The following is a 22677-nucleotide window of genomic DNA, read 5'->3' on the forward strand; positions in this document are numbered from 1 at the left end:
TTATTAATGTTCGGTATCATAATTTTATATTACAGATAAGTACGTGAAATTAAGCCGAATAATGTACGCTATGAAAAACAAATTGACATAAACTTCCCATAACCAGGAAAAAAGTTTGATAATCTTTTGACTCTCTTAAGGCATTCGATTTATGCTGTTTGCAGGGATAGGAAAATTCCCATGGAATATTGTTTCAATGTGTAAATATGGTTTGGACTTATAAATACACTCGCGATCGTATTCTTTTTTATTCATTTAACCGCTATGAAGGCGGGTATCAACTAAGGAGAGTTTTAAGTGATTAATTTTTCTGAGGATTTCATTCGTTCTCGCCAGGTTACTTTTATTACTCACCCATCGATTCAAAGCAAAGCATTTGCAACGTATCTGGCTGATACGTTATCTGTTTCTGTCATTTTGCAAAATATTAATAAGCCCCTTGTACAACGTCTTTTGAAAGATTCTGTAATATTATTTGATATTGCTGTTTCAAATAAAAAGTTGAACAGCGTATGGCGTGACATTATTCGCTTACAGGCAGACAATCCTCGTCTGCTGATTATCAATAGCGCACAAAAGTATGAACTCTACGAAATGGCACAGTGGCCTGCGCTTTATGGTGTCTTTCGCCATGACGATGATGAATCGCGCTTAATTGAGGGCGTTAAAGCCGTATTGAACGGTGAACAGACGGCTGAATTGAGCGTGATGCACCCGGCGATGTATGCTGCGGATCATGCATCGGCACCTGCGGAAAGTTCTCCGTTGACTGAACGCGAATGTGAAATTCTTAATGAACTGCGCTGTGGTGCGACCAATATGGATATAGCTCGCGCGCTTTTTATCAGCGAAAATACGGTCCGCACTCACCTGTATAACGTGTTTCGTAAGCTGAGCGTGAAGAATCGTACCCAGGCTGTAAGCTGGGCGAACGAACATCTGCGTCACTAACGGGTTGAGTCAGGGAAGTGGCGCCAGCTACAGGCTATGGCGCCATTTGTCAGGCTTAGAAGCCTTGTTCGAAATAGCTTTCCAGAATAATGACCGCTGAAGCGGAATCGATGCTGCCTTTATTTAGTGCGCGAAATCCGCCGTGTTCAAATAATCCGGCTCGGGCTTCAACGGTGCTCAGACGTTCGTCATGCAACGTTATTTGCACCCCAAAGCGGCCATGTATTTTATTGGCGAAGTTGCGTGCACGTGCGGTAAGAGGCTGTTCAGTACCGTCCATATTAAGCGGCAGACCGACAATAACGGCCTCAGGTTGCCACTCTTTCAGTAATTTTTCGATAATGTTCCAGTCCGGCTTGCCGTCCTGTGCTTTAAGTGCGGGAAGAGGGCGAGCAGTCCCGGTGATGCGCTGCCCGACTGCGACGCCAATACTTTTGGTGCCAAAATCAAAACCCAGTAAGGTTCCGCTCATTATGCATGTCCCGCTTCGGCTGGCATTGTCACGATATCGATACCAATCAGCTTCGCTGCATCGCGCCAGCGGTCAGCTATCGGTGTTTTAAACAAAATATTCTGATCGGCCGGAGCGGTTAACCAGGCGTTATCCAGTATCTCTTGTTCCAGTTGGCCTTTCTCCCAGGAAGCATATCCCAGCGCGACCAGCACGTTACCTGGTTGCTTGTCCGTACCCAGTGTTTCCAGCACGTCGCGGGAGGTGGTTATCACCGTATTATCAGAGATACGGATGCTGGATGAGAAATCGGACGGTGGTGAATGCAGGATAAAGCCCCGGTCTTCAGCCAGAGGCCCACCGAGCATAACTGGTTTATCCAGGCGGATATCAGGGTTACGCGGATCGGGCGCGATTTTTAACTTCTCCAGGATCCCTTCAACCAGCAGATTTTCCATCGGTTTATTGATAATAATGCCCATGGCACCGTCATCGTTATACTCGCAGATATAGACTACGGAGCGACGGAAAATCGGGTCCTGGAGAGCAGGCATGGCAATTAGAAAGTGATGCTGTAAATTCATTGTCAGAGGTTCTGTTCCTGGTTCAAAAAGCAGCACCCAGTATGCGGGTAACGTGCAAGGCTGTCGATTCAACTTTATCTTTCAGGTTACAGGGGCGTTGAATCAACTTGAGTGGTCTTTCAGGCTACAGGTGCGGGCCCGTAGCCTGAAGTTGCGCTTATTTATTGATGCGCTTCTCGATGGCGTCCATCAGCATGCCGGTAATGGAAATCGGGAATGCGGCTTCGATTTCACGTACGCAGGTCGGGCTGGTGACGTTAATTTCCGTCAGGCGATCGCCAATGATATCCAGACCCACAAAAATTAACCCTTTATCTTTTAGCGTTGGGCCGACGCGGCGGGCGATAGCCCAGTCGCTTTCAGTCAGCGGACGCGCTTCACCGCGACCACCTGCTGCAAGGTTACCACGAGTTTCGCCACCCTGCGGTATACGGGCCAGGCAGTAAGGAACAGGTTCGCCATCAACCACCAGCACGCGCTTATCGCCATCTTTAATGGCTGGCAGATAGTTCTGCGCCATGCAGTAACGGCTGCCGAGTTCGGTTAATGTCTCGGTGATCACGCCAAGGTTAGGGTCGCCTTCCTTAACGCGGAAAATCGATGCGCCACCCATGCCGTCCAGCGGCTTGAGGATGATATCGCCATGTTTTTCCCAGAAGGCTTTTAACTGAGCTTTATTACGGGTGACCAGCGTTTCCGGGGTTAATTCGGAAAACCAGGCGGTAAATAGCTTTTCGTTACAGTCGCGCAGGCTTTGCGGCTTGTTGACGATAAGCGTTCCTTTTTCTTCAGCACGCTCAAGAATATAGGTCGCGTAGATAAACTCAGTATCGAACGGCGGATCCTTACGCATCAGAATCACGTCGAGATCCGCGAGCGGCAGATCCTGCTCGCTGTTGAATTCATACCATTTATCGTAGTTTTGCTCGACGCTCAGCGTGCGCGTACGGGCGCGGGCTTCACCGTTGATTAAGTACAGATCGTTCATCTCCATATAATGGAGTTCATAGCCGCGACGCTGCGCTTCCAGCAACATGGCGAAGCTGGTGTCTTTCTTGATGTTGATGGTTGCGATGGGGTCCATCACGATGCCGAGCTTAATCATTATTCTTCTCCGTTAACGCCTCAACCTAAGTCGCCAAAACGCACCTGCAGGGCGGTGATGGCAGTGAGCGCAGTTGTCTCTGTACGCAGAACGCGCGGTCCCAACAGGATATCAGTAAACTGGTAGCGAGCGGTCATCGCTATTTCTTCCGCCGACAGGCCGCCTTCCGGGCCAATCAGCAGGCGAATACGCTCGACCGGCAACGGCAGCGTGTTAATGCTGGCGCTGGCCCGGGGATGCAGATTGAGCTTCAGGCCCTCGTCCTGTTCCGCACACCAGGCTTCAAGCTGCATTGCCGGGCGGATCTCCGGCACTACGTTGCGACCGCTCTGCTCGCAGGCGGCAATGGCGATTTTTTGCCACTGCTGGATCTTCTTCTGCAAACGTTCGGCATCCAGTTTAACGCCACAGCGCTCGGAAAACAGTGGCGTTATGAGGCTTACACCAAGTTCGATCGATTTCTGGATGGTGAATTCCATTTTTTCGCCACGGGACATTACCTGACCCAAATGGATATGCAGCGGCGATTCGCGGTCATCTATTTTGCTGCTCTGCACTTCAACCAGAACATTTTTCTTACCGGCTTCGACAATTACCGCTTCGAAGACCTGATTGCTACCGTCAAAAAGCTCGATTGCCTGACCTTTACCCATGCGTAAAACGCGGCCGACATGATTGGCCGCGTCGTCGGAGAGGGCAATCTGGCTGCCCGTGGTGATGGGTTCCGGGTGATGGATGCGAGGAGTGCGCATGCTTGATATTCCGTTCTGTGCGCAGATATCCTCTTCCCTCGTAAAGAAGGGAAGAGTGACGCTGCAAATTAACAATTGCCGCTAGTGTAGGTTAGCTCTTTTGCGCCTGGCAAGCCTGCAGGACGTAAGGATTATGGTTACCCTGGACTTTCGCAATGCGCTCGTCGCGCTGACACTCCCAGGTCGTCACCGGATACTGCTTGTCCCAGGCGGTAAATAGCTGAGTTTGCTGGCGGGAAAGGTTTAGTTGATAGCGGTCGCGCATATAGAAGTAGGTGCGGGCGATAGAACCGCGGGCACGAACCGGTGGCTCGGCGACTTTGTCTTTGAAATCGACCTTCATGTCGCACTGACCATATTGGCCTTCGCCGCCGTTCCACTGGCTGTACATAAAGTTGGCGCGATCGCCATTGACTTCGCCGACCGCTGGCTGCAGGTTATGCATGTCGCTTTCCATCTTGCGATATTCCGGGTCTTTGGCACAGTTTTTCCGTCCGCCATCCTGCCAGCATTGACGCTGGTGGCCGAACTGCCAGGCCGGAACCACATGCTCCCACTCAACCCGGCTGGCGCGGTTTTCATTTTTACGCACTTTATAGCCACAAGATTCCAGGTCGATAACACCTTTTTTCCCCTGCCAGTTGATTTTACAGCCGCAGTAAAAATCGCCTGGGACATCGGCGTTAACTTTCACGCCTGCAGCCTTGGCTTGAGAAAAACTGTTGATTCCTTCGGCCGCAAGCGGGCCACACGCCGTCACGCTGAGAAACGCGACAGTAAAAATATGAATGCGGGACATCGTGAACTCCGTGTCAAAACGAGCTCGCAACGTAACGAATGCGATTGCCGGATGCAATCAGCCAGATCAGAAAACTTCCAATTATTTCCGGAGATTACTTTTCCGCTACCAGTACGTCGCCGCAGCGAACGCAGCGATAAGTGGCTTCACCGCGCACCACGCGATTGTGGCGGCGGACGGTTAACTGATGCTGCTGACATTGGCAGCGATAGGAGAAGGTGTTTTTGCGTACCGAGTCGAGTTCAAAGCGATGGGTGCGCAGAGCCGGGACGCCCAACACGCTTTCCATCATCCATTTCCACTCTCTGCCGTGCGGTGCGACGCGGCCAAAGTGCTTCCACACCAGCAGATGAGCCAGCTCATGCGGTACGACCTCGTCGATAAATGCTTGTTGGTTTTCCAGCAGCAGCACCGGATTGAGGCGGATTTCGTTTTTTTCCAGCCAGGCGGTGCCGGCGGAAGTACCACGTTGCTGATAGACCAGAGCCGGTTCAGGGTAATGTTTTCCCAGTTTGGCGTTAGCTTTGGCCAGATTATCGCGCAGGCTGCGCATGACGACCTGTTGAAGGGCAATGGGAATTCGGGGTGTTTTCATAGCGCCAGAGGATAGTGCGGCAGGAAGTCGAGAGCAAGAAGAAGCTTCCCCCCCGGGCGGGAAGGAAGCCTGTCGGGTTAATCGCGAGCGCCGATTTCGCGCAGTTTACGACCTTTCATCAGGTTACGTTCGATGTGTTCCAGCGAGACGTTTTTCGTTTCCGGAATCAACCACAGCGTCAGGAAGATGAACAACACGTTCAGACCACCATAGACCCAGAAGGTGTTGGCGCTGCCCAGCGAGTTCAGCATGGTCAGGAAGGTGGCACCGACGATCATATTGGCAATCCAGTTGGTTGCCGTTGAGCAGGTGATACCAAAATCACGGCCTTTCAGCGGCTGGATTTCTGAACACAGTACCCAAATTAACGGACCGGCGCTCATCGCAAAGCCGACGATAAACATCAGCAGCATCAGCACGGCAAAGTACTGCGCGGTAGCTGAATGGATGCCAATATGCATCATGCTACCCAGCACGCCCATGCCGACGGCCATAACGATAAAGCCAAGGATCAGCGTGGGTTTACGACCCCAGCGGTCAACCAGACCGATGGCAATAAAGGTGGCCAGAACGTTGGTCAGACCGACGATGACTGTCCCCCACATTTGTTCAGTGGTATTGGCATAGCCTGCCAGTTCAAAAATCTTCGGTGCGTAGTACATGATGACGTTCATGCCGGTGAACTGCTGCATCACCTGCAGTAGAACGCCAAGGAACACCGCGCGACGGAAATTGCTGTTTTCTTTAAATAGCGACCAGCCGGACTGTTTTACCTTCAGGCTTTCGCGGATTTCATCCAGCTCGCGTTTCGCTTCTGCGCTGGTATCGCGCAGGCGCAGCAGAACGCGCTCTGCATCGACAAAGCGGCGCTTAGCGGCAAACCAGCGCGGGCTATCCGGCAGGAAGATAACGCCAATCAACAGCAGGATCGCCGGGATGATAATAACGCCGAGCATCCAGCGCCACGCGCCGCTATAGCTAAACGCCGTATCGGAAAGATAAGCGCCGAGAATACCAATGGTGATCATCAACTGATACATCGAAATCATGCTGCCGCGAATTTTTTCCGGGGCGATTTCCGACAAATAAAGCGGGGCAGTATAGGAGGCGACGCCTACGGCCAGGCCGAGCAGCACGCGGGAAATCAGCAGCACTTCAACGTTCGGAGCAGCAGCAGAGCACAGCGAACCGGCAACGAACAGTATGGCGCCAATCATCAGGCTTTTTTTACGCCCGAGCTTAAAGGAGAGCCAGCCGCTGCCGACTGCACCGACGGCGGCGCCGAACATCATGGAGCTCACCACCCATTCCTGCGTGTGAGCGCTTATCTGAAACTCGTTGGCAATAAAGGGTAAGGCACCCGCAATCACACCGATATCAAGGCCGAAAAGCAGGCCAGCCAGTGCGGCGAGGAAGCAGACAAAGAACGTCATCGTCTTGTTCGAGCGCCCTTGTTTTTTGTTGTCAGGCATAACGCCCTCCAGTTGAGTTATTGATTCTATCGATGGTTAGGGTAGGGAAGTACGTAGTAAAAAAATGTGATATCAATCACGACTGTGTAATCGGTTACACTAAAGTAAAGAAACGTAATTGAATTAAAGTTATTTAAATCAATGCATTAATTGATTTTAGCTCAAGAAATTAAAAGCACTAATCAGAGTAAACTGAAATATTGTGTAACACTGTGATGTTTTAGTGCATTAAGAGCGTGAGTTAATTAATGATTTGCTCTGCGCCTAATGTAATCGCTTTCATTTTTTGCGGTAGGGGTCGATACGTGTCTGCGGGAAATCGCTAACGGGGAGTATTAGAAACGAAAAGGCCAGCGCGAGGCTGGCCTTAAAAGCAGAAGGGCATGGTTTACTTGAGGCCAGCAGCTTCGCGCAGTTGAGCGGCTTTGTCGGTTTTTTCCCAAGGGAAATGTTCGCGGCCAAAGTGGCCGTATGCTGCGGTTTCTTTGTAGATCGGGTGCAGCAGATCCAGCATCTGAATCAGTCCGTACGGACGCAGATCGAAGAACTCGCGAACCAGCAGAGTCAGTTGTTCAGAAGCGATTTTCTCAGTGCCGAAGGTTTCAACCATGATGGAAGTCGGTTCTGCGACGCCGATAGCGTAGGAAACCTGAATTTCGCAACGGTCAGCAAGACCAGCCGCCACGATGTTTTTCGCAACATAGCGTGCAGCGTAGGCTGCAGAACGGTCCACTTTTGATGGATCTTTACCGGAGAATGCGCCGCCGCCGTGACGAGCCATGCCGCCGTAGGTATCAACGATGATTTTACGCCCGGTCAGGCCACAGTCGCCCATCGGGCCGCCGATGACAAAACGACCTGTTGGGTTGATAAAGAATTTTGTTGCGCTGCTCAGCCATTCGGTCGGCAGGACCGGCTTGATGATCTCTTCCATCACCGCTTCTTGCAGTGATTTCTGGTCAATATTTTCAGCATGCTGAGTCGACAGAACCACGGCATCGATGCCGACGATTTTGCCATCGTCATACTGGAAGGTGACCTGGCTTTTCGCATCCGGGCGCAGCCACGGCAGAGAGCCATTTTTACGCACTTCGGCCTGACGCTGCACCAGGCGGTGAGCATAGGTGATCGGCGCTGGCATCAGCACGTCGGTTTCGTTAGTCGCGTAGCCAAACATCAGACCCTGGTCGCCCGCACCTTGTTCCAGCGGATCGGCACGGTCAACACCCTGATTGATGTCCGGAGACTGTTTGCCGATAGCGCTCAGTACCGCGCAGGAGTTGGCATCAAAGCCCATATCGGAATGCACGTAGCCAATTTCACGGACCGTGTTACGGGTGATCTCTTCGATATCAACCCATGCGCTGGTGGTGATTTCACCGCCAACCAGAACCATGCCGGTCTTGACGTAGGTTTCACATGCTACGCGTGCTTTCGGATCCTGCTCGAGGATCGCGTCCAGTACGGCGTCGGAGATTTGGTCAGCAATTTTGTCTGGATGCCCTTCTGATACGGACTCGGACGTAAAGAGGTGTTTTGCCATGTTTTATTTCACCTGTGGACGATTCGGGTAGCTCATACTGTTGTGTAGAGAGGCTTTGACGGATGACCCTACCAAAGCTTGCAGGTAGTGACACGAGCAGTCTGAGTGTTAATCAGTATAGATGGATTAACTTCTGGATGGCTATTTTAGGGCAGTTGTTGACCCCATTTCCAGCCTTTTTTGATATTCGTCGCATTTATGGGAAAACGGCGGTGGCAATTTTTCCTGACAAACCCCGGCAACGCGCATATTTTTATTTTGCTTTTTACCCCGCTTCTCGGTATAAAACGCCGCGCGCGGCTCATTAAAAAGCGCACGAGCACTCTTCTCGTGACGCCACTTCCAGCCGGGTTAAGCAGTCTGTGTTTACAGAGTCCCGCAGTAGCGTTTGCGCTGGCTGTTCGGAATGTCTAGCTTTGGCTTGTCGCTGGCCCATGTCGGGGCAGTGTGGAGGTGATCCTTAATAATGAACCCACGTTTTTTGCCTGATTCGTCGCGCCGTTCCGTCGCGCGTCACTATCCCGCAAGCTGCATCTCTCTCATGCAAACCAGCCGATGCTCTACCCATCTCGGCGCTTCTCAGGATTCCAGGGCCGGTAGGCGATTGGAAAACTGAACAAGGGCGCTCTTGCTATCGCAAGGGTTTTCTCGTGGTTTCTCCGAACTGTCATACTCCGTTCGGGTACGTGTTTTACGATGATATGAATAAGAAACCGGTCGCGCAGTCGCGAGACCAGCACTATCTGCTGGGATTTAGGACTGTTCATGGGTTGTTATCGCTTCTTCGGATTGCGATAGTAGTCAACTGTTTTACACTTGTTACTAAATTTGAGGTTCGCTATGTCTGACGACATGTCTTTGTTTTCGCCTTCGTCAGCAGGCGAACACGGTGTACTACGTTCCATGCAGGAGGTTGCGATGAGCTCCCAGGAAGCCAGCAAGATGCTACGTACTTATAATATTGCCTGGTGGGGTAATAACTACTACGACGTTAACGAACTGGGCCATATCAGCGTCTGCCCGGATCCCGACGTTCCGGAAGCGCGCGTTGACCTCGCCGAGCTGGTGAAAGCGCGTGAAGCACAGGGCCAGCGCCTGCCTGCGCTGTTCTGCTTTCCGCAGATTCTGCAGCACCGCCTGCGTTCGATTAATGCCGCATTTAAACGCGCGCGTGAATCCTATGGCTATAACGGTGACTACTTCCTGGTTTATCCGATCAAGGTTAACCAGCATCGCCGGGTTATTGAGTCGCTGATCCATTCCGGTGAACCACTGGGTCTGGAAGCGGGTTCAAAAGCGGAACTGATGGCGGTCCTGGCGCACGCGGGCATGACCCGTAGCGTGATTGTGTGTAACGGTTATAAAGACCGTGAATATATCCGCCTGGCGCTGGTGGGTGAAAAGATGGGTCACAAGGTCTATCTGGTCATCGAAAAAATGTCGGAAATCGCTATCGTGCTGGAAGAAGCCGAGCGTCTGAACGTGGTGCCGCGCCTTGGCGTGCGTGCGCGTCTGGCATCACAGGGTTCCGGTAAATGGCAGTCATCCGGCGGCGAAAAATCGAAATTTGGCCTTGCGGCAACGCAGGTTTTGCAACTGGTTGAGATCCTGCGTACAGCAGGGCACCTGGACAGCCTGCAACTGTTGCACTTCCATCTCGGTTCGCAGATGGCCAATATTCGTGATATTGCCACCGGCGTGCGTGAGTCATCGCGCTTCTACGTTGAGCTGCATAAGCTGGGTGTCAACATTCAGTGCTTCGACGTTGGCGGCGGTCTGGGCGTGGACTATGAAGGTACCCGTTCGCAGTCCGATTGTTCGGTGAACTACGGCCTGAACGAGTATGCCAACAACATAATCTGGGCGATTGGCGATGCTTGTGAAGAGAACGGCCTGCCGCATCCGACGGTGATTACCGAGTCGGGTCGTGCGGTGACTGCGCATCATACGGTGCTGGTTTCTAATATTATCGGCGTTGAACGTAACGAATACACCGAAGCGACTCCGCCTGCACAAGACGCTGCGCGTCCACTGCAAAGTATGTGGGAAACCTGGCTGGAAATGCACGAGACCGGCAACCGCCGCTCGCTGCGCGAATGGCTGCATGATAGCCAGATGGACCTGCATGATATCCACATTGGCTACTCCTCCGGCACCTTTAATCTTCAGGAGCGTGCCTGGGCCGAGCAGCTGTATCTGAATATGTGTCATGAAGTGCAGAAGCAGCTCGACCCGAGCAACCGCGCGCATCGTCCGATTATTGACGAGCTGCAGGAGCGGATGGCGGATAAAATCTACGTCAACTTCTCACTGTTCCAGTCGATGCCGGATGCCTGGGGTATCGATCAGCTGTTCCCGGTGATGCCGCTGGAAGGGCTGAATATGGTGCCGGAACGCCGCGCGGTGCTGCTGGATATCACCTGTGACTCCGATGGCGCAATTGACCATTATGTCGATGGTGATGGTATCGCGACTACGATGCCAATGCCGGAGTACGATCCGGATAACCCACCGATGCTGGGCTTCTTTATGGTCGGTGCCTATCAGGAAATTCTCGGCAATATGCACAACCTGTTCGGTGATACGGAAGCTGTCGACGTGTTTGTGTTCCCCGACGGTAGCGTGGAAGTTGAGCTGTCCGATGAAGGGGATACCGTGGCGGACATGCTGCAATACGTGCAGCTAGACCCGAGTACGTTGCTGACTCAGTTCCGCGATCAGGTGAAAAACTCAGGCCTCGACGAAGCGCTGCAGCAGCAGTTCCTTGAAGAGTTCGAAGCAGGATTATATGGATATACTTATCTCGAAGATGAGTAATTAAGAGTATTCCGCTTGATGACCGATTTATTGTTTTAAATCGGTCATCCCATTCTGAAAAGTATCTTAATCGTTAATTACCCTCTTTTTTTATTTTCAAATATCCCTACTATTGCTGGGGGTTTTATTCATGACAGCAAAGGGAGTGGGTATGAAGGGATTTAAAATTAAGAGTTTACTGGTCAGCATGCTTTTGCTTTTAGGTGGCTGTTCCGCGCCGATGCATTCCAACCAATCGTTGACCTCTGAAGTTGGTACCGGGTGGGGGGGAGACGTAAAGTCAACGGTGACGGGCGTCTCAGCCGAGCGTGCAGAGCGTGAGCCCAGCGAAATTATCCTGATAAATTACTCTGCTAAATACCAGCCGGGATACGATCGTGTTTATAGCATTCGAATCAGTAATCTTGAATATGCTGTTCGTGATGCAAATTTTAATTCTATTCCAATCACTCGTCGTTATGACTCCTACACTGGACAGTGGCAATATACTATCCCGGCGACCGTGGGGATGAACTATCAGCTGTACGTGCGTAATTTCAGTCGTGATACGAATTATGAAATTGTCGCGACGGTTGATGGCCTGGATGTGCTGAGCGGTAAACCTGGCTCTCTGAATAATAGCGGTTATATTGTTAATGCTGGTGATTCACTGGCGATTAAAGGGTTCAGAAAAGATAAGCATACCGAGGCTGCGTTCCAGTTCTCCGATGCCTCTGATTCCTATGCGGCTAACTCCGCGCAGGGTGATGTGCGTAATACCGGGGTTATTGGTTTTGCGGCATTTGCGCTACAGAGTAAATCAACATCAGCGCTGCCGCCGTGCTCGGCTCAGGCCTTCCCTGCAGACAACAACGGCTATGCGCCACCGCCGTGCCGTAAATAAACGCTTTGCTTGAAGCTGGGTAGTTTTAAGGCGATAATTACGCCCAACACATGATATGTAAACTAAACCCTTTCTCGTCGGGCCTAACGACGCGGAAGGGTTTTTTTATATCTTTTTCAAATACCAAGACGGCAAAAAAGAGGTCATACCCATGAGCACCTTAGGTCATCAATACGATAACTCCCTGGTATCTAACGCATTTGGTTTTCTGCGTCTGCCGCTGAACTTCCAGCCGTACGACAGCGATGCTGACTGGGTGATTACCGGCGTCCCGTTTGATATGGCGACTTCCGGGCGCGCGGGCGGCCGTCACGGTCCGGCGGCGATCCGTCAGGTGTCGACTAACCTTGCGTGGGAGCACAACCGCTTCCCGTGGAACTTTGATATGCGTGAGCGTCTCAACGTGGTTGACTGTGGCGATCTGGTTTATGCCTTCGGCGATGCGCGTGAGATGAGCGAAAAGCTGCAGGCCCACGCGGAAAGATTGCTGGCTGCGGGTAAACGCATGCTCTCCTTCGGCGGTGACCATTTCGTGACGCTGCCGCTGCTGCGCGCGCACGCTAAGCACTTCGGTAAAATGGCGCTGGTGCACTTCGATGCTCACACCGATACCTATGCAAACGGCTGCGAATTCGACCACGGCACCATGTTTTATACTGCGCCGAACGAAGGCCTGATCGACCCGAATCATTCGGTGCAGATCGGCATTCGTACCGAGTTTGATAAAGATAACGGCTTCACGGTGCTGGATGCGGGTCAGGTTAACGATCGGACCGCTGACGATGTGATTGCCCAGGTTAAGCAGATTGTCGGCGATATGCCGGTCTATCTGACCTTTGACATCGATTGCCTGGATCCGGCATTCGCACCGGGTACCGGTACGCCGGTGATCGGTGGCCTGACGTCAGATCGCGCGATCAAGCTGGTGCGCGGCCTGAAGGACCTGAATATTGTCGGCATGGACGTGGTGGAAGTGGCTCCGGCTTACGATCAGTCCGAAATCACTGCGCTGGCGGCGGCGACGTTAGCCCTGGAGATGCTGTATATCCAGGCTGCGAAGAAAGGCGAGTAATCACAGGAATCGCCCGGCGGCGCTGTGCTTGCACGGGCCTACAGATAATCGCGGACCTCGTAGGCTGGGTAAGGCGTTAGCCGCCACCCGGCATGAATCCGGGCACAATGCCTAAAACGGGTTTGTCATCACCAGGTATGCCGGATAGCGCTAATGCTATCCGGCTTGCATGATGAGCTTTGCCAAAAATATCTGATATGGCTTGCTGATGGGGCGGCGGTTACTTGATGCCGTCCGCAGCCATTCGATCGCGAATATGCTGAGCGCGCGCTTCCGATGCCGGGTGATCGTCAAACATTGAGCTTTGGCGACCGGCTTCCAGCTTCGCTAATTTCTCGAAGCTGGTGGCGAGTCCCGCTGGGTTAATTCCGCGTTTGCGCAGCAGATCGTAAGAGTAGTCGTCTGCTTCAGATTCCTGGCGCTGGGAGAATTGTGAATTCACCAGTTTTTCACCCAAATCGCCCAGTTGAGACTGCGACAAGCTGCCGACAATGCCGCCAGCTGAGGCCGCAGCTGCGCGCACCGCGTTGGTACCCAGCGCGACCTGCATCCCTTTCTTCACATGACCGAGCGCCACGTGACCCATTTCATGGCCGATGACCGCTTCAACTTCATTATCATTCATCAAATCCATTAGCCCGCTATAGACGCGAATACAGCCGTTGGCCATGGCAAATGCGTTGACGTCTTTGGTTTGGTACACCTTGTAGTTCACCGGCTGGCCGTTGATGTTGTCGCCCAGCGCGGCGGCGATTTTGCTGAGGCGCTTACTGTATTCGCTGCTGGCAGGCGCGATGGTGGCTTTGGCGTCCATCTCCTGGCAGGCCTTGTCGCTTAAGGTTTTAACCTGCTCGTCGCTGAGGGAGTAAGCCTGCCAGGCTTCTGCGCCAGAGCCGAGCAGGGCGTTAGAGTCCATGTTCTGGCATCCGGTAAGCGTTGCTGCGATCCCAAGGGCAAGAATAGCTGAACGAATTTTCATTTTTTATCTTCCACAATCTTATGGTTATACCCGTCATACTTCAATTTGCTTATGTGTTGGCTACGCTCGCTCACCCCAGTCACATAGTTATCTATGCTCCTGGGGATTCACTCCCTTGCCGCCTTTAAGCAACTTGAATTATTTAGGGTATATTTATCCGAAAAAACGGCGATAGCAGGCCTGCCGTATCCTATACAAATTATAAATACTATCTCAGGATGCGGGCGAGAGGATTACGCTGTAGCACAACATGTTCCAGAGATTTCTTAAGCGGCAAAAGGATGCTCCATGTACATGTTTTGCCGCTTAGGTTACATTGTTCACACTTTTTTCCGGCGTAGCCCAAAACGCGCTGTCGTCAAGTCGTTGCGGGCATGGCCTTCATTATCCGATCTGGAGTCAAAATGTCCTCACGTAAAGAGCTTGCCAACGCTATTCGTGCGCTGAGCATGGACGCAGTACAGAAAGCCAAATCCGGTCACCCGGGTGCCCCGATGGGTATGGCTGACATTGCTGAAGTCCTGTGGCGTGATTTCCTGAACCATAACCCGCAGAACCCATTATGGGCTGACCGCGACCGCTTCGTGCTGTCCAACGGTCACGGCTCTATGCTGATCTATAGCCTGCTGCACCTCACCGGTTATGATCTGCCGATTGAAGAGCTGAAAAACTTCCGCCAACTGCACTCTAAAACTCCGGGTCACCCGGAAGTGGGTTACACCGCGGGTGTTGAAACCACTACCGGTCCGCTGGGTCAGGGTATTGCCAATGCGGTGGGTATGGCGATTGCGGAGAAAACGCTGGCGGCGCAGTTTAACCGTCCGGGCCACGACATTGTTGACCACTTCACTTACGCGTTCATGGGCGACGGCTGCATGATGGAAGGTATCTCCCACGAGGTATGTTCTCTGGCCGGTACCCTGAAACTGGGCAAACTGGTCGCTTTCTACGACGACAACGGTATCTCCATTGACGGCCACGTTGAAGGCTGGTTCACTGACGACACCGCAAAACGCTTCGAAGCTTACGGCTGGCACGTGGTGCGCGGCGTGGACGGTCACGATGCTGACTCGATTAAACGCGCAGTGGAAGAAGCTCGTGCAGTTACCGACAAACCGTCTCTGCTGATGTGCAAAACCATCATCGGTTTTGGTTCGCCGAACAAACAGGGCACCCACGACTCCCACGGCGCGCCGCTGGGCGACGCGGAAATCGCGCTGACCCGCGAAGCTTTGGGCTGGAAACACCCGGCCTTTGAAATCCCGTCTGATATCTATGCTCAATGGGATGCGAAAGAAGCCGGTCAGGCGAAAGAAGCCTCCTGGAACGAGAAGTTCGCCGCCTACGCCAAAGCCTTCCCGCAGGAAGCGGCAGAATTCACCCGTCGTATGAAAGGCGATATGCCGTCTGACTTCGATGCGAAAGCGAATGAGTTCATCGCTAAGCTGCAGGCGAATCCGGCGAAAATCGCCAGCCGTAAAGCATCCCAGAATGCGATCGAAGCTTTCGGTCCGTTGCTGCCTGAATTCCTCGGTGGCTCTGCTGACCTGGCACCAAGTAACCTGACTATCTGGTCCGGTTCTAAAGCCATCAACGAAGACACTGCCGGTAACTATATCCACTACGGTGTGCGCGAATTCGGCATGACCGCGATTGCCAACGGTATCTCGCTGCACGGCGGTTTCCTGCCGTACACCTCCACCTTCCTGATGTTCGTCGAATACGCCCGTAACGCTGTGCGTATGGCTGCGCTGATGAAAAAACGTCAGGTGATGGTCTATACCCACGACTCCATCGGTCTGGGCGAAGATGGCCCGACTCACCAGCCGGTAGAGCAGGTTGCTTCCCTGCGCGTCACGCCAAACATGTCCACATGGCGTCCGTGTGACCAGGTTGAATCCGCTATCGCGTGGAAATACGGCGTTGAGCGTCAGGACGGTCCGACCGCGCTGATCCTCTCCCGTCAGAACCTGGCGCAGCAGGAGCGTACCGCAGAGCAGCTGGCGAACGTCTCCCGCGGCGGTTACGTGCTGAAAGATTGCGCTGGCCAGCCAGAGCTGATTTTCATCGCCACAGGTTCAGAAGTTGAGCTGGCGGTTGCCGCTTACGAAAAACTGACTGCCGAAGGCGTGAAGGCGCGCGTGGTTTCCATGCCGTCCACTGACGCATTCGACAAGCAGGATGCGGCTTACCGTGAAGCCGTGCTGCCGAAAGCAGTCTCTGCTCGCGTAGCAGTTGAAGCGGGCATCGCTGACTACTGGTTCAAATACGTGGGCCTGAACGGCGCTATCGTCGGCATGACTACCTTCGGCGAATCTGCTCCGGCAGAGCTGCTGTTTGAAGAGTTTGGCTTCACCGTGGATAACGTTGTCGCCAAAGCGAAAGCACTGCTGTAATCATTTTTATGATAATAAACGGGTCGCTCAGGCGGCCCGTTTCTTTTGATTGAGACAGCGCTAGCTTTTTTTGTTAGTTATCATCAAGTCATTAATAGTGATATGCTTCACAAAACATTAATTTAGTGATTTTTCATATTTGCAATTTAAATCACAAATATAGAGTTGATTTTATTTTTTTAATTATCAACTTGTTGTTTTTGTTCATTTCGTAAAAACCCTCAGCCAGTTCGCATCTCTTTTGTCGCTTATTGATTTCACTGTGCCTCCCGAGTATTTTGTTTTTAACGATAAGCTGTACCCTAGAAATAAAATAAAAGGATGACCTATGCGACTGATTGATTATTTCCCAGAAGCATCAATATCGATAAAGGATTCGGCATCAAACTGGCAAGAAGCGGTTGATTTTTCAATGTCAGCTTTATTGTCTAATCATTATGTTAGCCCGCAATATGTTCAGGCAATTAAAGACTCTACGTTAACGAATGGGCCTTATTATATTTTGGCTCCCGAAGTGGCAATGCCTCATGCGCGTCCTGAATACGGTGCGTTAAAAACAGGGATGTCATTAACGCTATTGCGAAATCACGTCAGTTTTGGTGAGGATAATGAACCCATTAAGTTATTAATTGGGTTGTCCGCTGCCGATTCAGATTCGCATATTGGTGCGATTCAGGCATTAAGTGAATTATTGTGTGAAGAGGAAAACCTGGCTGCATTGTTGGCGGCTAAATCTGAGAAACAATTAGCGGATATTATCTCCCGCGCATAATCTATACCCAAAATAATTCGAGTTGCTTGAAGGCGGCAAGGGAGTGAGTCCCCAGGAGCATAGATAACTATGTGACTGAGGTGAACGAGCGTAGCCAACGCGCAAGCAGCTTGAAGTATGACGGGTATACTCCCTCCTTTCAGGATACTAATATGGAAAACAAGTCTGCTCGTGCAAAGGTCCAGGCTTTTGGTGGGTTTTTGACTGCCATGGTCATCCCCAATATCGGTGCATTTATTGCCTGGGGGTTTATTACCGCATTATTTATTCCTACTGGCTGGATGCCCAATGAGCATTTTGCCAAAATTGTCGGTCCGATGATCACCTATTTATTACCGGTAATGATTGGCTCAACCGGCGGTCACCTGGTTGGCGGCAAGCGCGGAGCGGTAATGGGCGGTATTGGTTCCATTGGCGTGATTGTTGGCGCTGATATTCCAATGTTCCTTGGTTCCATGATCATGGGGCCGCTCGGCGGCCTGGTGATTAAACATATTGACCGCCTGCTGGAAAAACGTATTCCTGCCGGTTTCGAAATGGTCATAAATAACTTCTCTCTCGGTATCGCTGGCATGATCTTGTGCCTACTGGGATTTGAAATTATTGGCCCGGCGGTTCTTGTTGCCAACAATTTTGTGAAGGAATGCATTGAAGCACTGGTACATGCGGGATATCTGCCGCTGTTATCGGTTATCAATGAGCCCGCAAAAATCCTCTTTCTGAACAATGCTATCGATCAGGGCGTCTACTATCCGCTGGGTATGCAACAGGCTGCTGAGACCGGAAAATCGATCTTCTTTATGGTGGCCTCTAACCCCGGGCCAGGACTGGGCCTGCTGCTCGGGTTTGCCATCTTTGGTAAAGGCATGAGTAAGAAGTCCGCTCCGGGCGCCATGATTATCCATTTCCTTGGCGGTATCCATGAGCTCTATTTCCCTTATGTGTTGATGAAGCCGCTAACGCTGATTGCCATGATCGGCGGTGGAATGACCGGTACCTGGGTCTTTAATTTATTAGGTGGCGGCCTGGTTGCCGGACCGAGTCCTGGCTCAATCTTCGCCTACCTGGCATTAACACCGAAAGGGTCGTTTATCGCCACCATCGCGGGCGTAACGGCGGGAGCTCTGGTGACCTTTATCATTACTTCTTTTATTCTGAAGATGGATAAAAGCATCGAAGTCGAAAAAGAAGATACATTTAGCGAATCTGCTAAAGCGGTAAAAGCGATGAAACGCGAAGGTTCGTTTTCTTACAAGCAAGTTAAACGCGTCGCTTTCGTTTGCGATGCGGGTATGGGCTCCAGCGCGATGGGCGCAACAACTTTCCGTAAACGTCTGGAAAAAGCGGGGCTGGCTATTACCGTTACCCACTATGCCATCGAAAATGTACCGGATGATGCGGATATTATCGTCACTCACGCCAGCCTGGAAGGCCGTGTTAAACGCGTCAGTGATAAACCTTTAATCCTGATTAAAAACTATATCGGCGATCCGCACCTGGACGAGTTGTTTAAAAACCTCAGCGCCTGATTGCTCATTAATTTACGGAGTTAATATGAAAACCAAAGTTGCCGCTATTTATGGCAAGCAGGATGTCCGTATTCGTGAATTCGAACTTCCGCAAATTACCGATAATGAACTGTTGGTGAGCGTAATCTCCGATAGCGTGTGCTTATCCACCTGGAAGGCCGCCGCTTTAGGTAGCGAACATAAGCGCGTTCCCGATGATTTAGAAAATCATCCGGTTATTACCGGTCATGAATGTGCAGGAATTATTGTAGAAGTAGGTAAAAATCTCACTGGCAAATATAAAAAAGGACAGCGATTTGTTTTGCAACCGGCAATGGGACTACCCAGCGGATATTCAGCAGGTTATAGCTATGAATACTTCGGCGGTAACGCGACCTATATGATTATCCCTGAGGTGGCTATTAATCTGGGATGCGTACTGCCATATCACGGTTCTTATTTTGCCGCCGCGTCGCTGGCTGAACCTATGTGTTGCATTATTGGTGCATATAATGCCAATTTCCATACCACGCCTTATGTCTATGAGCATCGGATGGGAATTAAGCCTGGCGGCAACCTGGCGCTGCTGGCATGTGCCGGGCCGATGGGCATTGGCGCGATAGATTATGCTATCAACGGCAACATTGCTCCAGCGCGGGTGGTGGTGGTTGATATTGATGAAAAGCGCCTGGCGCAGGCGCAAAAGCTGCTGCCGGTCGAACTGGCGGCCAGTAAAGGGATTGAGCTGGTTTATGTCAATACGCGAGATATTGCAGATCCAGTACAGGCGCTACGGGCGCTGACGAATGACGAAGGATTTGACGATGTCTTCGTCTATGCTGCCGTTCCAGCTATCGTGGAAATGGCGGACGATCTGCTGGCAGAGGATGGATGCCTGAACTTCTTTGCCGGTCCTACGGATAAAAACTTTAAAGTCCCGTTTAACTTCTACAACGTGCATTACAACAGTACCCATGTCGTGGGGACCTCCGGTGGTTCAACGGATGACATGCTTGAAGCGATCGCCCTGAGCGCAACTGGACAACTACAGCCTTCATTTATGGTGACGCATATTGGCGGGCTGGATGCGGTGCCGGATACGGTGCTTAATCTGCCCAACATTCCTGGCGGCAAAAAACTGATTTATAACGGCGTGACGATGCCGCTAACGGCGATTACTGATTTTGCTGAGAAAGGTAAAACCGACCCGCTGTTTAAGCAGCTGGCGAAACTGGTAGAAGAGACGCACGGGATCTGGAATGAGCAGGCCGAGAAGTATCTTCTGGCGCACTTTGGCGTTGATATTGGCGAGGTGACGGAATGATGTCACTGGCGTGGCCGCTGCTACGCACTACGGAACAGGCAGCGCTTGCTGTCTGGCCCGAAACGGGGTGCGGGGATAAAAACAAAATTGATGGCCTGGCGGTAAGCGCAATGCGGCAGGCGCTCAATGAGCTTAATTTTCAGGGGCAGATCGTCATCGGAGAGGGGGAAATCGACCATGCTCCCATGTTGTGGATTGGCGAGCAGGTTGGACGCGGCGAGGGGTTGGCTACTGATATTGCCGTCGATCCAATAGAAGGAACCCGAATGGTTGCGATGGGGCAAAGTAATGCGCTGGCGGTCATGGCTTTTGCGCCAGCGGGTTCTCTGCTGCATGCACCTGATATGTATATGAAAAAGATGGTTGTGGGCTGCCGGGCTAAAGGGGCGATTAATCTGCGGCATTCGTTAAGCGAGAACTTATATAGCGTGGCAAAGGCGCTGGACAAGCCGCTGACGGCGTTGCGCATGGTCACGCTGGATAAACCGCGATTACGGCCCGCTATTGATGAGGCGAGAAGCCTTGGGGTGAAAGTTTTTGCCTTGCCGGATGGCGATGTCGCCGCCAGCGTGCAGACCTGCATGGCGGACAATGCGTACGATGTGATGTTCACCATTGGCGGCGCGCCGGAAGGGGTGATATCTGCATGCGCGGTGACCGCTCTGGGTGGGGATATGCAGGCGGAACTTATCGACTTTTGTGAGGCGAAAGGCGACTCGCCTGAGCACCAGCAGATAGCGCAGGAAGAGCGCAGCCGTTGCGATGAGATGGGCGTGAAGGTCAACCATGTGTACCGGCTTGATGATATTGTGAGCCACCGCGATGTCCTGTTCGCTGCAACCGGCGTCACGGGTGGAGACCTGCTGCGTGGAATTCAACGCAGCGCGGGCGGAATTCGCACACAAACAATCCTAATCAGTGGCATAGACCAAACGTGTAATATAGTAGACTCTCTGCATTCCTGGTGATTTATCGAGAAACGAATGACGACGCTAACAGAAGATGACGTGCTGGAGCAATTGGACGCTCAGCAAGATTTACTCTCCTTTATGGCGACTGCAAATACCCTCTTGTTGCAGGCCATCAAGCGTTTTCTGCCCTCGTTGTTCGTTAATAATGATGAAGAGATCGTGGAATATGCAGTGAAGCCGTTACTCGCACAAAGCGGCCCGCTTGACGATATTGATGTGGCGTTACGACTGATATATGCGCTGGGGAAAATGGACAAATGGCTCTATGCCGATATCACCCACTTTTCGCAGTTTTATCAGTATCTGACTGAGCAATGCGATCTTCCCGGATTTGCGGACGAGTTGACCTGGGATTTTATTTGTAATGTAAATAGCATTACGAATAACACCGCATTATATGGCGCGTTGAAATCAATGAAGTTTGCTGATTTCTCTTCGTGGTCAGAAATTCGCTTCATTAATATGGTGAAAACCGCGCTGGCGTTGGCGATAACGACGATATTAAAGGAATTAACGCCGTGAATATAACGCTGAGTATTAATGGGCTGAATGTTGATGCCCGGTACAGTGATGACGAAATTGAGAATGTCCATAAACCTTTACTGCACCGTTTTACCCAATTACATGCTTTAACGCCGAACTGGCGGACCATTATTTTCCTCAGTGCACCGCCAGGGACAGGGAAATCGACGCTCACGACGTTTTGGGAGTTTTTAGCGCGTCAGGACTCGCATTTGACACCCATCCAGACGCTACCGATGGACGGTTTTCACCGCTATAACACCTGGCTTGAAGAGCATGGGTTACGCGGTTCGAAAGGCGCACCGGAAACGTTCGATGTGACCAAGCTGGCGAAAAATCTTCGCCAGATTCGCGAGGGTGAGGGCGACTGGCCGCAATACGATCGGCAAAAACACGACCCGGTTGAAGCTGCCATTAATGTCAATGCCCCCGTTGTTATCGTTGAGGGCAACTGGCTGCTGCTGGATGATGAGCAGTGGCGCGTACTCGCGGAGTTTTGCGATTTTTCACTGTTTATTAAAGCGCCAGCCAACGCTTTGCGGGCCAGGCTGGTTGGGCGAAAGCTGGCCGGAGGTCTGTCGCAAGCTGAAGCCGAGGCGTTTTACGAGCGTACCGATGGTCCGAACGTTCGCCGTGTGCTCGAAAACAGCCGGGCTGCAAGCCTGACGTTAGAGATGACGGCAGACGGTGCATATAAGATTGCCTGCCCTTGACTCAGGCGAGTGTTGCAAAAAGGGCCGCGATAACGGCCCTGTTTGTATTTATACCCGTCATACTTCAAGTTGCTTATGTGTTGGCTACGCGCGCTCACCCCAGTCACATAGTTATCTATGCTCCTGGGGACTTACGCCCTTGCCGCCTTTAAGCAACTCGAATTATTTTGGGTATAGTCGAGATAATAATAGGGAACAGTGCCGCCAGGAATCATGGTATCCGGCAATTTACCATCCCAACGCACCGCTGTGGTCAGAGCGACAAGACAAGAAGTCTGCACGCATCGTCTTTGCTATTCGTTACTCGTGTTGCAACTATTCCTTTTAAAATGTGACGTAAGTCAGATAAATGGCTTCTTCAACTGGACAGTCATTCCTTTTATTCCTTGTTTCGCTTATTCTAGCTGAAGCGTTTCAGTCGTCTAAATGTTCGACAATTAATCAATCAGTCGCAGTTTGCGACAGGTA

Annotated in this window: 23 protein-coding genes and 1 pseudogene; 14 read left to right on the plus strand and 10 right to left on the minus strand. The window is 51.6% G+C overall.

Going from position 1 to position 22677, the window contains the following annotated elements:
* The first annotated feature begins 297 nt into the window (after positions 1 to 297).
* Complete coding sequence (locus HV213_RS04750) at positions 298 to 951, plus strand: LuxR C-terminal-related transcriptional regulator (protein WP_181484887.1); 654 nt, start codon at positions 298 to 300, stop codon at positions 949 to 951.
* Between the two features lie 55 nt (positions 952 to 1006).
* On the opposite strand, the gene ruvX is transcribed toward HV213_RS04750, so the two are convergent.
* The 8 genes from ruvX to metK all read right to left on the minus strand — a co-directional run bounded on the left by ruvX (position 1007) and on the right by metK (position 8252).
* Positions 1007 to 1423 carry a Holliday junction resolvase RuvX gene (gene ruvX / locus HV213_RS04755; RefSeq protein WP_112217182.1) on the minus strand — a complete coding sequence of 139 codons (417 nt, stop codon included), beginning with the start codon at positions 1421 to 1423 and terminating at the stop codon, positions 1007 to 1009.
* Complete coding sequence (locus tag HV213_RS04760; RefSeq protein ID WP_112217183.1) at positions 1423 to 1986, minus strand: YqgE/AlgH family protein; 564 nt, start codon at positions 1984 to 1986, stop codon at positions 1423 to 1425. Before HV213_RS04760 ends, ruvX begins: the two co-directional genes overlap by 1 nt.
* A gap of 157 nt (positions 1987 to 2143) precedes the next feature.
* Entirely contained in the window at positions 2144 to 3091 is a 948-nt protein-coding gene (gene gshB / locus HV213_RS04765; protein ID WP_181484888.1) for a glutathione synthase, read from the minus strand.
* A 20-nt stretch (positions 3092 to 3111) separates the two neighbouring features.
* Positions 3112 to 3843 carry a 16S rRNA (uracil(1498)-N(3))-methyltransferase gene (gene rsmE / locus HV213_RS04770; RefSeq protein ID WP_181484889.1) on the minus strand — a complete coding sequence of 244 codons (732 nt, stop codon included), beginning with the start codon at positions 3841 to 3843 and terminating at the stop codon, positions 3112 to 3114.
* Positions 3844 to 3934: 91 nt separating this feature from the next.
* Entirely contained in the window at positions 3935 to 4642 is a 708-nt protein-coding gene (gene endA / locus HV213_RS04775) for a deoxyribonuclease I (protein WP_181484890.1), read from the minus strand.
* 94 nt (positions 4643 to 4736) lie between these two features.
* Positions 4737 to 5237, minus strand: coding sequence for a SprT family zinc-dependent metalloprotease (locus HV213_RS04780; protein ID WP_181484891.1), 501 nt, complete (start codon positions 5235 to 5237; stop codon positions 4737 to 4739).
* Between the two features lie 77 nt (positions 5238 to 5314).
* Positions 5315 to 6709: a sugar porter family MFS transporter gene (locus HV213_RS04785; protein WP_181484892.1), complete on the minus strand. Its 1395-nt coding sequence runs from the start codon at positions 6707 to 6709 to the stop codon at positions 5315 to 5317.
* 388 nt (positions 6710 to 7097) lie between these two features.
* Positions 7098 to 8252 carry a methionine adenosyltransferase gene (metK, locus tag HV213_RS04790; RefSeq protein ID WP_181484893.1) on the minus strand — a complete coding sequence of 385 codons (1155 nt, stop codon included), beginning with the start codon at positions 8250 to 8252 and terminating at the stop codon, positions 7098 to 7100.
* A 137-nt stretch (positions 8253 to 8389) separates the two neighbouring features.
* On the opposite strand from metK, the gene HV213_RS04795 reads away from it, so the two are divergent.
* The 6 genes from HV213_RS04795 to speB all read left to right on the plus strand — a co-directional run bounded on the left by HV213_RS04795 (position 8390) and on the right by speB (position 13024).
* Positions 8390 to 8560 (plus strand): hypothetical protein, encoded by a 171-nt coding sequence (locus tag HV213_RS04795; RefSeq protein WP_181484894.1) that lies wholly within the window; start codon positions 8390 to 8392, stop codon positions 8558 to 8560.
* Positions 8561 to 8718: 158 nt separating this feature from the next.
* Entirely contained in the window at positions 8719 to 8868 is a 150-nt protein-coding gene (locus HV213_RS33690; protein ID WP_434661544.1) for a hypothetical protein, read from the plus strand.
* Positions 8869 to 8953: 85 nt separating this feature from the next.
* Positions 8954 to 9100 carry an acid stress response protein YqgB gene (gene yqgB / locus HV213_RS04805; RefSeq protein ID WP_130624344.1) on the plus strand — a complete coding sequence of 49 codons (147 nt, stop codon included), beginning with the start codon at positions 8954 to 8956 and terminating at the stop codon, positions 9098 to 9100.
* Positions 9093 to 11069, plus strand: coding sequence for a biosynthetic arginine decarboxylase (gene speA, locus HV213_RS04810; protein ID WP_181484896.1), 1977 nt, complete (start codon positions 9093 to 9095; stop codon positions 11067 to 11069). The genes yqgB and speA overlap by 8 nt, the downstream gene beginning before the upstream one ends.
* A gap of 151 nt (positions 11070 to 11220) precedes the next feature.
* Positions 11221 to 11952, plus strand: coding sequence for a hypothetical protein (locus tag HV213_RS04815; RefSeq protein ID WP_181484897.1), 732 nt, complete (start codon positions 11221 to 11223; stop codon positions 11950 to 11952).
* Between the two features lie 151 nt (positions 11953 to 12103).
* The gene (gene speB, locus HV213_RS04820) at positions 12104 to 13024 is read left to right on the plus strand and encodes an agmatinase (protein WP_112217192.1); all 921 of its coding nucleotides are present in this window, start codon (positions 12104 to 12106) and stop codon (positions 13022 to 13024) included.
* 220 nt (positions 13025 to 13244) lie between these two features.
* Here the strand turns inward: speB and HV213_RS04825 are convergent, their stop codons facing one another.
* The gene (locus HV213_RS04825) at positions 13245 to 14003 is read right to left on the minus strand and encodes a metalloprotease LoiP (RefSeq protein WP_181484898.1); all 759 of its coding nucleotides are present in this window, start codon (positions 14001 to 14003) and stop codon (positions 13245 to 13247) included.
* Between the two features lie 404 nt (positions 14004 to 14407).
* Between HV213_RS04825 and tkt the strand changes: the two genes are divergently transcribed.
* The 7 genes from tkt (at position 14408) to HV213_RS04860 (ending at position 22209) form a co-directional block, all read left to right on the plus strand.
* Complete coding sequence (gene tkt / locus HV213_RS04830; RefSeq protein ID WP_181484899.1) at positions 14408 to 16399, plus strand: transketolase; 1992 nt, start codon at positions 14408 to 14410, stop codon at positions 16397 to 16399.
* A 328-nt stretch (positions 16400 to 16727) separates the two neighbouring features.
* On the plus strand, positions 16728 to 17171 hold the full coding sequence (gene cmtB / locus HV213_RS04835) for a PTS mannitol transporter subunit IIA (RefSeq protein ID WP_181484900.1): 444 nt from the start codon (positions 16728 to 16730) through the stop codon (positions 17169 to 17171).
* Between the two features lie 152 nt (positions 17172 to 17323).
* Entirely contained in the window at positions 17324 to 18700 is a 1377-nt protein-coding gene (locus HV213_RS04840) for a PTS mannitol transporter subunit IICB (protein ID WP_142512833.1), read from the plus strand.
* 25 nt (positions 18701 to 18725) lie between these two features.
* A complete protein-coding gene (locus HV213_RS04845) occupies positions 18726 to 20003 on the plus strand; it encodes a zinc-binding dehydrogenase (protein ID WP_181484901.1) in 1278 nt (425 codons plus the stop codon).
* Complete coding sequence (glpX, locus tag HV213_RS04850; RefSeq protein WP_181484902.1) at positions 20000 to 20971, plus strand: class II fructose-bisphosphatase; 972 nt, start codon at positions 20000 to 20002, stop codon at positions 20969 to 20971. Before HV213_RS04845 ends, glpX begins: the two co-directional genes overlap by 4 nt.
* Before the next feature lie 15 nt (positions 20972 to 20986).
* Positions 20987 to 21496 carry an MltR family transcriptional regulator gene (locus tag HV213_RS04855; RefSeq protein ID WP_110276744.1) on the plus strand — a complete coding sequence of 170 codons (510 nt, stop codon included), beginning with the start codon at positions 20987 to 20989 and terminating at the stop codon, positions 21494 to 21496.
* The gene (locus tag HV213_RS04860) at positions 21493 to 22209 is read left to right on the plus strand and encodes a nucleoside/nucleotide kinase family protein (RefSeq protein WP_181484903.1); all 717 of its coding nucleotides are present in this window, start codon (positions 21493 to 21495) and stop codon (positions 22207 to 22209) included. The genes HV213_RS04855 and HV213_RS04860 overlap by 4 nt, the downstream gene beginning before the upstream one ends.
* A 131-nt stretch (positions 22210 to 22340) precedes the next feature.
* Here the strand turns inward: HV213_RS04860 and HV213_RS33180 are convergent.
* Positions 22341 to 22475, minus strand: a pseudogene (locus tag HV213_RS33180) (hypothetical protein); the annotation flags it as partial.
* Between the last annotated feature and the right edge of the window lie 202 nt (positions 22476 to 22677).

The sequence above is a fragment of the Klebsiella sp. RHBSTW-00484 genome, assembly GCF_013705725.1.
Classification (GTDB): domain Bacteria; phylum Pseudomonadota; class Gammaproteobacteria; order Enterobacterales; family Enterobacteriaceae; genus Klebsiella.

Coding starts and splice junctions, on each gene's coding strand:
- HV213_RS04795 (WP_181484894.1), top strand. CDS start 8,390: ATGGCTATTTTAGGGCAGTTGTTGACCCCATTTCCAGCCTTTTTTGAT.
- metK (WP_181484893.1), bottom strand. CDS start 8,252: ATGGCAAAACACCTCTTTACGTCCGAGTCCGTATCAGAAGGGCATCCA.
- HV213_RS04760 (WP_112217183.1), bottom strand. CDS start 1,986: ATGAATTTACAGCATCACTTTCTAATTGCCATGCCTGCTCTCCAGGAC.
- glpX (WP_181484902.1), top strand. CDS start 20,000: ATGATGTCACTGGCGTGGCCGCTGCTACGCACTACGGAACAGGCAGCG.
- speB (WP_112217192.1), top strand. CDS start 12,104: ATGAGCACCTTAGGTCATCAATACGATAACTCCCTGGTATCTAACGCA.
- HV213_RS04780 (WP_181484891.1), bottom strand. CDS start 5,237: ATGAAAACACCCCGAATTCCCATTGCCCTTCAACAGGTCGTCATGCGC.
- HV213_RS04855 (WP_110276744.1), top strand. CDS start 20,987: ATGACGACGCTAACAGAAGATGACGTGCTGGAGCAATTGGACGCTCAG.
- rsmE (WP_181484889.1), bottom strand. CDS start 3,843: ATGCGCACTCCTCGCATCCATCACCCGGAACCCATCACCACGGGCAGC.
- HV213_RS04785 (WP_181484892.1), bottom strand. CDS start 6,709: ATGCCTGACAACAAAAAACAAGGGCGCTCGAACAAGACGATGACGTTC.
- HV213_RS04825 (WP_181484898.1), bottom strand. CDS start 14,003: ATGAAAATTCGTTCAGCTATTCTTGCCCTTGGGATCGCAGCAACGCTT.
- speA (WP_181484896.1), top strand. CDS start 9,093: ATGTCTGACGACATGTCTTTGTTTTCGCCTTCGTCAGCAGGCGAACAC.
- yqgB (WP_130624344.1), top strand. CDS start 8,954: ATGAATAAGAAACCGGTCGCGCAGTCGCGAGACCAGCACTATCTGCTG.
- cmtB (WP_181484900.1), top strand. CDS start 16,728: ATGCGACTGATTGATTATTTCCCAGAAGCATCAATATCGATAAAGGAT.
- HV213_RS04845 (WP_181484901.1), top strand. CDS start 18,726: ATGAAAACCAAAGTTGCCGCTATTTATGGCAAGCAGGATGTCCGTATT.
- HV213_RS04840 (WP_142512833.1), top strand. CDS start 17,324: ATGGAAAACAAGTCTGCTCGTGCAAAGGTCCAGGCTTTTGGTGGGTTT.
- ruvX (WP_112217182.1), bottom strand. CDS start 1,423: ATGAGCGGAACCTTACTGGGTTTTGATTTTGGCACCAAAAGTATTGGC.
- HV213_RS04815 (WP_181484897.1), top strand. CDS start 11,221: ATGAAGGGATTTAAAATTAAGAGTTTACTGGTCAGCATGCTTTTGCTT.
- gshB (WP_181484888.1), bottom strand. CDS start 3,091: ATGATTAAGCTCGGCATCGTGATGGACCCCATCGCAACCATCAACATC.
- endA (WP_181484890.1), bottom strand. CDS start 4,642: ATGTCCCGCATTCATATTTTTACTGTCGCGTTTCTCAGCGTGACGGCG.
- HV213_RS33690 (WP_434661544.1), top strand. CDS start 8,719: ATGAACCCACGTTTTTTGCCTGATTCGTCGCGCCGTTCCGTCGCGCGT.
- tkt (WP_181484899.1), top strand. CDS start 14,408: ATGTCCTCACGTAAAGAGCTTGCCAACGCTATTCGTGCGCTGAGCATG.